Source organism: Pseudomonadota bacterium (genome assembly GCA_010028905.1).
Taxonomy (GTDB): domain Bacteria; phylum Vulcanimicrobiota; class Xenobia; order RGZZ01; family RGZZ01; genus RGZZ01.
Genome location: RGZZ01000016.1, coordinates 16,365 through 28,878 on the forward strand (window position 1 = coordinate 16,365; position 12,514 = coordinate 28,878).

General features: G+C 65.8%; 9 protein-coding genes and 1 tRNA gene. 3 read left to right on the top strand and 7 right to left on the bottom strand.

From position 1 onward, the window contains the following. The first annotated feature begins 149 nt into the window (after nt 1-149). Nucleotides 150-1,247 carry a hypothetical protein gene (locus EB084_02515; protein ID NDD27125.1) on the top strand — a complete coding sequence of 366 codons (1,098 nt, stop codon included), beginning with the start codon at nt 150-152 and terminating at the stop codon, nt 1,245-1,247. Between the two features lie 2 nt (nt 1,248-1,249). Here the strand turns inward: EB084_02515 and EB084_02520 are convergent, their stop codons facing one another. Both EB084_02520 and EB084_02525 read right to left on the bottom strand, forming a co-directional pair. After that, nucleotides 1,250-2,449 carry a pyridoxal phosphate-dependent aminotransferase gene (locus EB084_02520; protein NDD27126.1) on the bottom strand — a complete coding sequence of 400 codons (1,200 nt, stop codon included), beginning with the start codon at nt 2,447-2,449 and terminating at the stop codon, nt 1,250-1,252. 95 nt (nt 2,450-2,544) lie between these two features. Then, on the bottom strand, nt 2,545-4,251 hold the full coding sequence (locus tag EB084_02525) for a nucleoside kinase (protein NDD27127.1): 1,707 nt from the start codon (nt 4,249-4,251) through the stop codon (nt 2,545-2,547). A 134-nt stretch (nt 4,252-4,385) separates the two neighbouring features. On the opposite strand from EB084_02525, the gene EB084_02530 reads away from it, so the two are divergent. Next, on the top strand, nt 4,386-6,425 hold the full coding sequence (locus EB084_02530) for a S9 family peptidase (protein ID NDD27128.1): 2,040 nt from the start codon (nt 4,386-4,388) through the stop codon (nt 6,423-6,425). Here the strand turns inward: EB084_02530 and EB084_02535 are convergent. The 5 genes from EB084_02535 to EB084_02555 form a co-directional block, all read right to left on the bottom strand. Further along, nucleotides 6,418-7,521 carry an HD domain-containing protein gene (locus EB084_02535; GenBank protein ID NDD27129.1) on the bottom strand — a complete coding sequence of 368 codons (1,104 nt, stop codon included), beginning with the start codon at nt 7,519-7,521 and terminating at the stop codon, nt 6,418-6,420. The genes EB084_02530 and EB084_02535 overlap by 8 nt on opposite strands. A gap of 163 nt (nt 7,522-7,684) precedes the next feature. Continuing rightward, nucleotides 7,685-8,530: a hypothetical protein gene (locus EB084_02540; protein ID NDD27130.1), complete on the bottom strand. Its 846-nt coding sequence runs from the start codon at nt 8,528-8,530 to the stop codon at nt 7,685-7,687. A 67-nt stretch (nt 8,531-8,597) separates the two neighbouring features. Further along, on the bottom strand, nt 8,598-10,553 hold the full coding sequence (locus EB084_02545; GenBank protein NDD27131.1) for a hypothetical protein: 1,956 nt from the start codon (nt 10,551-10,553) through the stop codon (nt 8,598-8,600). Further along, nucleotides 10,550-11,614, bottom strand: coding sequence for a hypothetical protein (locus EB084_02550; protein NDD27132.1), 1,065 nt, complete (start codon nt 11,612-11,614; stop codon nt 10,550-10,552). Before EB084_02550 ends, EB084_02545 begins: the two co-directional genes overlap by 4 nt. Before the next feature lie 201 nt (nt 11,615-11,815). Next, a tRNA-Ser gene (locus EB084_02555) sits at nt 11,816-11,905 on the bottom strand. A gap of 168 nt (nt 11,906-12,073) precedes the next feature. Here EB084_02555 and EB084_02560 point away from each other — a divergent pair. Continuing rightward, nucleotides 12,074-12,514: HD domain-containing protein (locus EB084_02560; protein NDD27133.1), on the top strand; the 441-nt coding region annotated here is incomplete at its 3' end.

A 12,514-nucleotide genomic window follows, 5' to 3' on the forward strand; every position in this document is an offset into this window, starting at 1 on the left:
GGCCTTTTTATCCCCCCCCCAGGCAGTTCCGTCTAGGGGTCTGGCAGAGAAGCTCTCGGTCGCGCTTCTCGAGGGCGTCGTGCGCGCGAGGCGCGGGCGTCTCCAGACACAGCGGGCGCGACGCAGGAGACCCGGCGCCGTGCGGAGCAATGCATCTCACCGTGAACACCACCACACCTCAGACGATCGGCTGGATCGTCACCGATCAGCCCATTCCACCGTCCCCGTCAGCCCTTCTCGCCAGCCTGCGCGCCAGAGGGGTGTGGAGCGACACCAGCACCACAGGCGAGGCCGGCCTCCTCTGGAGCACGCTCCGCCTCGTCTCTGCGCCTTTCGAGGTCGATCTCTCCTTCACCGTGGGCGACGCGCTCCCCCCATCCGTGCGTGATTGGCTCCCCTGGGCGGGGCGAGACCTCGATGAAGCGGGCCTCACCTGTCTGCATCGGCCTCGCGCAACCTATTGCATCAGGTCGCGCCCCGCATGGGGCGGCGTGCCCCTGACGGGTCCGTCCGAGCGACAGCCCACCGCAGACGAGAGAGCCGCCAAGGACAATCCGCGACGCGCCGCGTGCTTCACCAGCGCGGTGAGCGCGGAGACCGCACTGGCGGTCACCGGCGTGCTCATCGATGCGTGCGCGCAGCGGTTCTGGCACGGTTTCCGCTTGTCTCCATTCCTGGGCGGTGCCTTCGATGTGCGCGACTATGTCTCGGTTCACGCACAGGCGGGTCCGCACGGTCTCGAGCTTCACACACACGGCTTGAGACGCTTCGGACGGGTGGATGTGGAGATGGGCCATGTGCCCCACGACGCACTTCCATTCGGCACCCGTGTCCTGAACGAGATCAGTCAGCACCAGGCGCTGGGGAACGTGGTTCGAAACGGGGAGACCCTCGTGGTCGATGGAGAGTACGCATTCTCGCTGAGCGCCACGTCGAAGAGCGGATCACACGTGGGCAATGAGGTTCTTGCCCTCGTTGACCCGTCTGATGCGCCCCATCGCGACGCGCGCGCCCCGCGCCAGACCCTCGCGCGCTTCTGCGAGGATGTGGCCGATGAGATGCTGACGCAGTCCGATCTGCAGGGCGCGCTGCGATGGCTGAGCCACGCGGTGCTGCTGGCGCCGATGCTCTCTCGTCTGCTGCGCAAGCGCGCAGGCGTGCTCGCGCACCTGGGCCGTGAGGCAGACGCGAACGCCGACATGGAGAATGCCCGCGCACTCGAAGCGTCTGCCGCGCTGCCGCGCTGACGTCAGCCCAGGCTGGTGATCCAGCCTTCCAAGCGGTTGAGTCCCTCGTCGATGCGCTCCATCGACGTGGCAAAGCTCAGACGCACGTTCCCAGGTGCGGCGAAGTCCTCTCCCGGCACCACGGCCACCCGGGCCTCCTCGAGCAGCGACGCCGCCAGATCTCCCGCGGTCTGCAGCACGTTTCCGCGACCGTCTCGCCGACCGAACAGCGCGGAGATGTCTGGGAAGACGTAGAATGCGCCGGTGGGCTGAACGCACTTCACTCCCGGCATCGATGACAGGCGCGCGTGCATGTGCGCGCCGCGCTGGGCAAACGCCTGACGCATGGTCTCGACAGCGTCTTGTGGCCCGTCGAGTGCGGCGGGAACAGCGGCCATGGCGAAGCTGGTGATGTTTGAGGTCATCTGCCCCTGAAGGCCGTCCATGGCCTTGATCAGGGGGAGCGGCGCAACCGTGAATCCGATGCGCCAGCCGGTCATGGCGTAGCTCTTGCTCAGGCAGTTGAAGGTCACTGTTCGTTCGAAGAGGCCGTCGCGCAGCGTGGCGAAGCTGGTGAACGGGGTGGTGCCATACACCAGCCGCTCGTAGATGTCGTCGGCGAAGACGACCAGGTTCGGATGTCGCATCACCACATCAGCCAGACCCTGAAGATCATCGGGGCTGTACATGGTGCCCGTGGGGTTGCTCGGAGAGTTGAGCACCAGCACACGGCTTCGGGGGGTGAGGGCCGCCTCGAGCTGCTCTGGGGTGATCTTGAAGCCGCTATCGACGGTGGTGGGAATCTCCTTCACCACCCCGCCAGCCAGGCGGGCCTGCTCGGGGTAGGTGACCCAGTAGGGCGCCGGGATCAAGACCTCGTCGCCCGGATTGACCAGGGCCATGAAGGCGAGGTACAGGCTGTGCTTGCCACCCACCGAGATGATGACGTTCTCCGGCTTGCAGTCAAATCCGTGGCGGCTGTTCATGTAGCGCGCGACGGCGGCTCTGGCCTCTGGCGTGCCGGGGTTGGGCTCGTACTTGGTGCGACCGCGTTCCAGCGCTTCGATGGCCGCCTGCTTGATGTGGGCAGGCGTATCGAAATCGGGTTCTCCTGCGCCGAAGCCGATGACGTCGACCCCCGCTGCCTGGAGGGCTTTCACCCGCGCGGTGACCGCAAGCGTGCTCGATGGCTTCAGGGCGCCTGCCCGATCTGAGAGTCGCAAGGGGCTCGATGACATCCGGTTCCTCCGTCGCGCAGTTCTGTCGGGAGCGCGTGTGCCTTGTTACGCAGCGGGACGCGCGAGTCCCTGCCGTGGCTTCAGTACTCGAAGCTGCTGGCGCCGATGAACTCACGCAAGATGGAGGTGGGGGGAACGTGGTCCGGATAGATGGCCACGAACCGGTCGATGAGCTCCCGAAGGCGGAACGCCGTTGCGAACGCCGGATCGCTGCGCGGCACCTCGAGGAGGTAGCGCTCGGCGTATACCTTCAAGACGGAGAGCTCATAGATCAGTGACGTGTCGAACACCACGTCTGCGCGCGAGATGTGCGGAAAGATGTGTGCGTGCTCTCCTCTGCGCACCGCCGGCCAGCGCGCGATGCTCTCGGCGGCGGTGGCGTTGCGGGTGTGCCGATCACGAACGATGCGACGGATGAGCCGCAGATCGGTGGGATTGACGCGGGAGAGGGGGTCGAATGCGAGGGAGGCCAGGGGCTGGATGAAGATGCGGTACACCTGCGCTGCCTCAACGCCAGGCCCCAGGAGCGATGGGTTGAGGCCGTGTATCCCCTCGAGAACCAGCAGCCCTCCTTCGCGGAGGCGCACCTCCCGGCCGCCGTCGGGTATCGATCGGCCGCTCTGGAAGCTGAATCGCGCCAGCTTCACCGTCTCGCCACGTAGCAGACGCGCCATCTGATCGCCGAGCAGCGCGAGATCGAGCGCTTCCAACGCCTCGAAGTCGTAGTCGCCACTGGCGTCTCGTGGGCAGCGCTCGCGGTCCTTGTAGTAGTCGTCGAGGGAGACGTTGACCGGGTCGAGACCGTTGACCTGCAGCTGAACGCTCAGCCGCTTGATGAAGGTGGTCTTGCCAGACGATGACGGTCCGGCGACACACACGATTCGAACACCGCTGCGGCTGGCGATGGTGTCGGCGATGTGCGTGAAGCGCTTCTCATGAAACCCCTCGGCCACGCGTATGGTGTCGGCCACGTGTCCTCTGACGCATTTCTCATTGAACTCGCCAACCGAGTTGACGCCGAGGGAGGCCAGCCATCGGGCGTGCTGGTGCAGCACATCTGCGTATGCGCGACTGGCGACCTCGGCCGACGTTCGTTCATCGCCCCCCGCGATGAGCAGCAGACGACCATCGACGGCTCTTACCGAGAACTGGCCGATGCGTCCGGCTCTGCTGGCGAGCGCGCTCAATCCCAGGTAGCGCAGGCTGCCGCACGTCACGAGACGGACCGCGAACTCGCGTGACATGTGGAGCAGCAGCGCGGGTGACGTCCAACCGCGGTCTCGGAACCAGTCGATGGCTTCCTGGGCGGCCCACCACTCGTGTCGTATGTCGATGTCGGCAGCCACCATCGCGCGCATGCGCGCCTCGAGCCGTGGCGCGAGTCGCTCTAGCGGCTCACCGTCTGGACCTGTCACATCGATCCACTGATGGGTGCTCAGCGACGAACCCAGGCTGAACGTGCGATCGGGGTCGATCTCTGCGGCGGCCTCGAGCAGCATCAAGGCGGCGCTTCGGCGGTAGATGCGCTGGCCTTCTCGCTCTGCTGTTGTGAGCGCCTTCACGCTCACGTCTGACAGAAGCGGGGTGTCGAGCGGCATGATGACGCCGTCGACGATGGCCGCGACAACGGGGTGGTCATCGACGGCTGACGGGAGCACCTCGTAGGGCGTCGTGCCGACGGGCACGGTCCGGATGTCGTCGGGGAGCGAGACCGTGACTGTGGTTCGACCCGATGGGGTGCGTTGTGGAACGACGGGGGCGCGGTGTGCGTGATCGCTGTCGGTCATTTCGGTCCGGTTCCTCGCGGGCGCAACCGTCCCTGCACAGGGCTCGCAGCCAGGTTCGCAGGTCGTCGGTGGCTGTTGCACCCTGAAGAACGGGGCGCGAGGGGGGAGGTGCAGGCGAAGGCGAACGATGGGGCATGCGCATTCCACACGAGCCCATCATCGACGACATGCACGGTCGACAGATCGTGGATCCCCATCGCGCCCTGGAAGATGAGAACGATCCCGACGTCATCGCGTGGACCCGCGAGCAGGGCGCGCTCACGCGCGCCGTTCTCGACGCGGTGCCGCAGCGCGCGGCCATTCGTGAGCGGCTGCGCGAGCTGCTTCGCATCGGGTGGGTCGGCGTTCCCCGAGTGCGCGGGCACCGCTATTTCATGGAGCGGCGCGAGGGGGAGCAGAACCAGCCCGTGCTGCACGTTCGCGACGGGCTTCAAGGCGAAGAGCGGGTTCTGCTCGACCCCAACGCGTGGAGCAGCGACGGGACCATCGCTCTCGACTGGTGGGTGGTGAGCAATGACGGACGACGCATGGCCTACGGAGTCTCGAAGGGTGGCGATGAGCGAAGCACGCTCCACGTTCTCGAGGTCGATTCCGGTGAGACCCTGGGTGACGTGATCCCGGGCACCCGCGCCTGCTCGCTGGCGTGGCTCGAAGACGGCAGCGGTTTCTACTACACCCGCTACCCGGCGGAAGGAGAGGTGCCTTCCGGCGAGGAGGGGTATCACCGACGGATCTTCCTGCATCGCCTGGGGGAAGACCCGGCGGGCGATCGACTGGTGTTCGGCGAGGGGCGCGCCCGCGAGCACTGGCCCAATGTGGATCTCTCCGATGATGGCCGATGGATGCTGGTGAGCGTGGAGGTGGGATGGACGCGAACCGATCTCTATCTCTTCGATCGGGTCGCGCAGACGCCGCCCGTGGTCATCTCCGAAGGGGTCGACGTGCTGTTCGGCGCCGAGATCGTGGGCGATGTGCTGTTCCTGCTCACCAACGACGGGGCGCCACGGTACCGCCTGTACCGCGTTGATCTCGAGGCGGGCAGCGCCGGCGATCGCGGGGCCTGGCGCGAGATCATCGCGGAGCACGAAACCCGTGTGCTCTCGGGATTCATGGTGGTGGGTGGCCAGCTCATCGTGCACTGGATGGAACGCGCCTCCTCACGCCTGACCGTGCACGATCTCGATGGACGCCACATCGATGAGATCGCTCTCCCCACCCTGGGGACGGTCTCCGGCATGAGCGGAGAGCACGATGGTGATGAGCTGTTCTTCGGGTTCAGCTCGTTCACCGTTCCGCCGACCGTCTACCGATGCGCGGTATCCGACAGGGTGGAAGCGCCGGCGCGCCATCTGAGCGTGGAGGCCGACCTCGACCCCGCCCGCTATGCGGTGAACCAGGTGACGTATCCGTCGCGAGACGGCACCCCGATCACCATGTTCGTGGTGCATCGCGCCGATCTCTCGCTCGACGGCACCTCGCCCTGCGTGCTCACAGGATACGGCGGGTTCAATGTCTCGATGACGCCAGGATTCACCCGTTCGACATACGTGTGGCTTGAACGTGGTGGGGTGTATGCCATTCCCAACCTGCGCGGAGGTGGAGAGTACGGGGAGGCCTGGCATCGTGCGGGAATGCTCGAGAGCAAGCAGAACGTCTTCGACGATTTCATCGCCGCGGCCGAGTTTCTCATCGCCTCCGGCTACACGCGATCAGAGCGTCTGGCCATCAGCGGGGGGAGCAATGGCGGGCTTCTTGTCGGTGCGGCGATGACGCAGCGCCCAGCGCTGTTCAGGGCGGTGGTCTGCTCGGTTCCGCTGCTCGACATGCTGCGCTATCATCTGTTTCGCATCGCGCGTCTGTGGATTCCCGAGTACGGCTGCGCCGAAGACCCTGAGCAGTTCGAGTGGCTCGTGTCGTACTCGCCCTACCACAACGTCACCGACGGCGTCGCCTATCCCGCGACGCTTCTGCTGACCGGCGCCTCTGACAGCCGTGTCGATCCGCTGCACGCCCGCAAGATGGCCGCTCGGCTGAAGGAAGCAACAAGCGGAGGGCCCGTTCTGCTGCGGGTCGAGTCTGATGCGGGTCACGGCGCTGGCAAGCCGCTGGCCAAGGTGCTCGACGAAGGAACGGATACCTGGTCTTTCGTCTTCTCGCAGCTGGGTGTCAGGTAGCGGGCGTGGCGTTGAGGCTGCGGAGCTCGCCGCGCAGCTCGGTCAGCCGCTGGGGCGGACTCATGTCGATCTTGTACTTCGATTCGAGCGCGGTGATCTGCTCGACCATGAAATCGGAGAGCGGGGAGAAGCGGGTGTCGGCCAGGTTCTGCAGCGCGCGCTTGCGCTCGAGCATCTGCTCGACCAGGGTGTACTTGAGGAACTCGTAGGAGAGAGAAAAGGTTCGAGCGTCGATGCCAGACTCATGCAGATACGCGTGCAGGTGGAACGACTTGTCGAGAATCATCTGGGTCTTGCGCAGGATCTTCTCGAGCTTCATCTTCTCAGTGGCCGCGCTCGTGCGAAGATTGTCGACCGCGTCCATGAACTTGACCACGAGAACGACATCGTAGCAGCCGGGGCCGTCACCTGAGCATCGCTCCTTGAAGTCGTCGACCATGTCGTCGATGAAGAGCCCGTAGACGTGCAACGCGATCTCGGTGGCCAGGTTGTAGCGTCGGTTCACCTGGTGAATGGCGATTCCGCTGCTCAGGTCGAGCTCGGTGAGCGACTCCGCAAGGCGGTGATATTCGTGGGCCAGCTCGTCCTGGATCGATGCGGCAAGCGTTCGACGCAAGACCCGCACTTCGGCGGCAACGCGATGCAGCGACTCTACGTTCATCCGGAGCGAGACCGACCGGTTCCCCAGCGAGCGGATGGCCTGGTTGACGATGATGCTGTACCGGTTGGTGAGCAGGCGGACGTTGTCACGCAGCTCCTTGCCGAACCGCCGCTCGATCTCGATGAGGCCGGAGACGTATGCCTCTGGAGAGCTCGACGTGTCTTCCACGCAGTCATGAAGCAGGGCGGTGACGAGGTAGCGGGTGGGAAGACCCAGGTCTGCGGTGCGTATGGCGACGTCGGCGGTGTGACAGATCGCGGGCTCGCCGCTCGAGCGCTGCAGGCCTTCGAAGAGCTCAAGGGCATACGAGAACGCCGCAACCGCCTCCTTGCCCAGCTCAGCGGCGACGTCGTCTTCGTATTCAGACGCGGCGCCAGCCGTGCGCAGGAGCTTCTCAGACAAGACCGATCGGCCCTGGAAGCGGTCGAGCTGCATGCTACCCAGCCTTTTTCATCAACTCGTCAGATGACCGCGGCGTAAAGCCTCGGAAAGGAAACGGTTCATCTCGGCCCCACTGGAAACCTGCCTCCCTCTCAGAGTTCGTTGGAGGAAGGGCGCTGCGCTTCTGCAGCGGTCTGGGAAGTCGCCTCGAGAGGTCTCAGATGTTGCGTGCCTGCTGATCGCCGGGGGTATCGGCGGCGCCTGTTCTGCGCGCCCGCGCCATCTCGGTGAGAAGGATGCTCAAGCCCAGCAAGAGGAGGAAGACCGCGCCCACGAAGTCGTCGCCTGCCAGACGCGCGCCATTGGCGGCAAAGTACATTCCGAAGCCCCAGAAGGACAGCGAAAGGAGGGGCACGGTCATCTTCTCCACGTTGTTCACGGGGCCGTTGATGGCAAAGATGTCTTCGATCTCCTTGGGCGGGGCTGACTCGGTCAGGAATGCCGTTTCGCGAACTTCGGTCACCGGCACCAGGGCATAGGCAACGGTCGAGACCACCATGACCATGAACCCCGCGAGGGCCCAGGTCAGCGCGCCCAGCAGCTGGTCGAGAAGAACGAACGGCGCTGTGACCGAGAGCCAGAACAAGACCAGCAGCGTGGTGGTGACCACAAACGGGATCTGTCTCTTGGGCGTGTGGTCGTCAACGTCCATGACGGCTGATTCCGGAAGACCGAAGTCGGGGCCGCGCTGCACCGCGAATACAGTACAGATCGCCACGACTGCCGACAGCGTGAAGAAGAGAGACGCGAAGAACAAGAGGGCTGCAAGCGGATGCGGGTAGGCGTTGCGACCGAAGAAGAGCACGACGGCACCGTTCACGCCGAGGCTGACGGCCAGCACGCGATAGATCTGCGCGTCGTTGATGCGCCGATGAACCCAGACGAAGAGAAGCCCGAGCATGAAGGTCGTGAACCCGTACACGGCTACCTTGTCGAACCAGGGGTTCATGAGGTGGTCGCCGATGATCCGGTCGATGACCAGATCGGAGTAGCCTAGCAGCATTCGATGCCCTTCCTCTGCGTTGCACTTGGAAATGTAGCAGAATCCGCCGTGGGTTTCACGGTTCGTCTCACCATTCCAACAGGCCGCACCCATAGGGCGGGAGGCGAAGCATCCAGGTCCCATCTTCACGGCGGGTGACCTCGCCGTGCTCCTCCTTCTGACGGGCCTCGTCCTTCGGCATCGCGAAGTCGGCGAAGCGGTTGCGAGGCGTGAGCTGGAGAGCGACGGGCAGGTCGGTGGACTGCGCTGCCTCATCGAGATTGGCCGCGACCGCCACGGCACGCCCACCTGGCAGTCGCCACGCGCGCCACGCCGTGGTCGGGTAGACGAGGAACACGTCGAGGAGGCTGCCGCCCGAGAGCGCGAGTCCGTTTCCCTTCACCCCCAGGGTGTGGAGACCGGGGTCGAGGCGACTCGTGGGGATGGCGCGGACCCGTGCGAGTGTGGCCTCATCTGGCGTGGACTCGAGGGGAAGGGAGAGGATGGCGTCGCCGTCGAGGCGCAGATTCAAGGAAGCCCCCGTCGTGCGTTCCTTCAGGAAGACCAGATCGACAGCGTAAGGGGAGCTCTGATGCGTCTCGAAACGAAGCCAGAACGCATTGTCGCCCACGAGGCGCGCCAGGCGGCGTGAAATTCCGTAGAACGTGAGGTCTTGAACGCCGTACGACTCGGTGACGGGGCGACCGTCGACGGCGGGCAGCACCTGCACGCTGTCAGACTGTCCGACCGGAACGGCTCGAATGAGGTCGGCGACGGGGGTGGCGCTGATGGCCAGCAGCGCACAGATTGCACGGGCAGACGCCCCCACGGACCCCTCATGCGATGGACCTTCAGTTGTCATCACCTCCGCGCACCGCCCGCTGCCGGGGTCATAGAGCGCGTGTCCGCTCTTGCCGGGAATGAGCAGCCACGACGCAAACAGCGCTCCGAGGGCGGCGTGACGATCCTTGCCCGACAGCTGCCACACGGCGCGACAGTTCATCGCAAGCGATGCCGCCGTTCCCGGGACGGCTGGAGCGGTTTCGGGAATGGGGGTGATCTGCCAGATCGACGGGAACGACGACAGGATGCGCGGGTACAGGACATCTGCCTCGAGCAGGGCCGTGGACTGATAGGTAGGTTTCTGGAGGACCTCACGGGCGTGCGCGAGGGCAGAGGCCTGCAGGTTTCCATCGGCGTACCAGAGCCACGGGCGGTCGGCCTGGGGCAGAAATGCCTCCCAGGGATACTGCCCCACCGATCCTCGTTGCATCTCCACAAGGCCATCGGCCAGGGTGCGCAGGGCGACGACCGTGGCATCACTGGGACGTGACCGCTGCCAGTCGCAGAGCCCGAGGACGATGGCGGCGGCGGCGTCGGCGCGGTGGAAGGGCAGCCAGGCGGGCATGCGCTTCTGGTCGATGATGAGGTGCCTGCCCACGCCGCGCTCCGGACGGCTCCACATCGATGAGAGCCGCTGCAGGAACGATTCGAGGGCGACCTGAAGCGCGTTCGACAGCGATTCATCACGGGCGAGAACGCGCATGCCGGCCCCGAACGCCTGCACGGCACGAGCCCCCGCCATCCAGTCGGCGGCCCCGAACACCGCCGCTGCCTCGCCGGGCGCCTCGGGGCTCTGGTAGGCGACGAAGCCGCCGTCTGCACGCTGCAGCGCAATGAGCGTGCGAAGCGCGCTCCTGGCCTCGGAGCGCGCTCGATCTGCTCCGCTGCCCCCACGCTCTGCCTGTTCGAGGTAAGCCAGCGCGACCCAGGCGATGTCGTCGGTGCTCACCAGGTCGCTCGTTCCCCGCTGCGACGCAGGCGGTGGTCCCACATCGTGCCAGGCGGCACGCAGGGTAAGGGCGTCGGCGTCGACACGCCAGATCACCTGGTTGCCGCGGTCGCCAAGCTTGACCACGGCGCGCTGACGCTCGATGAACGCGAAGTTCGCCAGACCGTTCACGGAGTTCGGCGGAGACGTGGGGCGGCTCCATGCGGTTGCGGTCGACGCCAGCAAGAACAGCAGAGCGAGCAGACGCCTCATGGTCGGCGAGGTTCCGATGACGATGTGTCGCGCGCAGGGACGCTCGGGCCGGCCGCAGTGTCCGGCGACGGTGTCGGCGGAGAGAGGCGACGCGTGCCGGGGGCGATGGGCGGCCGTGGCTTCAGCACCCGATCCCCCTGCGGGGTCACCGGCGCCGAGGCCGCTCCGCCGGCTTGCTGGAGGCGCACATAGGCTTCCACGTTCCCGTTCCCGGTGAAGACGTTGGTGTCGAGATCGACAACGGCGTCTTCGCAGGTGAGCCAGTCATCGGGCCCACGCTCGTAGCGGACGTTGCTGTACATGTGCACCTGTCTGGCGTCGTGGCCGACATAGTGGGCGCGGTCGGAGAACGCGCGCTTGTCGGCCTGCCTGATCCTGACATCGCCGATGGCGTCGCCCTCCAGCTTCTCCCACCAGTACTCGAGCACGTTGCACATCATGATCGTGGGCACCGTGGTGGTGGGCGAGGTGCTCGAGCCACCGCTGCGCGTGGCCCCGGGTCGCGCGGGCTCGCCCTTCTTCGCAGCGGGGTCGCCTTCTCTTGCCGCTTTCACCTTCTCGGTGACCACGTCGACGTGACCGGTGAGCACGGCTTTTCGCTCCGCGTAGAACGCGGAGAGCTTGTCGGCCGTCATTGTCGTGCCCGGCTGGGTGATGCGCACGCCCTTCGTGAAGTGGCCGATCTGCTTGTCTGTCTCGAACTCGGCGTGAGGGGCCGTGATCTGCGTGTCGAGATGGGTGAAGACCACATTGCCGTCGAGGGTCAGGAAGTGCTTCTGATCGTCATAGCGCATCGACTGGGCGGTGACGCGCACATTGTAGTCGGTGGCGGCGGCTGCCGGAGAGGCGCCTGCGGCCGGTGAGCCCGATCTCTGGGTCGGCGCCTTGGCCTGGGAGGAGGTGGCCGATGCGGGGGGACTCGGACGCGGCGCGGCGATCGCCGAAGGCTGCGCAAACGAGGCCGAGACCCCCACGAGAAGCGTCGCGAGCGCAACAAGCGGGCTCGACGTCGCGCGCGAGGTGTGGGAAGTCTGGCGGGAAGGGGGGGCAGAATGAGGCATCGTCGTCGTGACCTGTGGTTCGCTCTCGCTTTCCCGCGTCCTGTCTGATCACGCTGGACGAGGGGGCGAAGTCTGCCGTCTGTCGTCCCCTCGTTGACAGGCCCACGGGGCTGGGGCCCCTCTCCATCACGAGAAGGCGTGGGCAGCCGACGGCACGGAAAAGAAGAGAGCGGCACCTGTGCCGCTCTCTTGAGACGAACATGGCGGAGAGCGAGGGATTCGAACCCCCGGGACCCTCGCGGGCCCAACGGTTTTCAAGACCGCCGCATTAAACCGCTCTGCCAGCTCTCCAGGCTCGTATGGATCTGATCTTTGCCTCGACCTGCGCAGCGGCAGTTTCGGGGCACGCCTGATGGTAGCGGATGCGCTCGCTCGTGTCAACGACCTCCCATCGCCAGACCTCTCAAGTCCTGTGATGAACGCACCAGCGACCACGCGATCGAAGGGCCCCACGCGGGTGTGGGCGAAGACGCGACACGCCCCACCCCGAACAAGAGCGGAGCGCGGCTGATGGCCGAGAAGATCTTTCGTGACGCCGTTCACGGCGACATCGCCCTCGATGCACAGGTCGAAGTCGCACTCATCGACACCCCGGAGTTCCAACGCCTCCGGGGCATCAAGCAGCTGGGCACCGCGTCGATGGTCTATCCGTCGGCGCTGCACTCCCGGTTTGAGCACAGCCTTGGCACCAGCCATCTCGCGCGCCGCATCGTGACTTCCGTCGAGGCGGCGCAAGGGCCGTTCGCCGATGCAGACGAGAAGCGCGCGCTGTATGCCGCAGCGCTGCTGCATGACGTCTCGCACATCCCCTACGGGCACACGTTCGAGGATGAGCGTCACATCTTTCCGCGACATGACGAGCCGGCGCGCTTCGCCGCATTCCTGCGCAGCGGCGAGCTC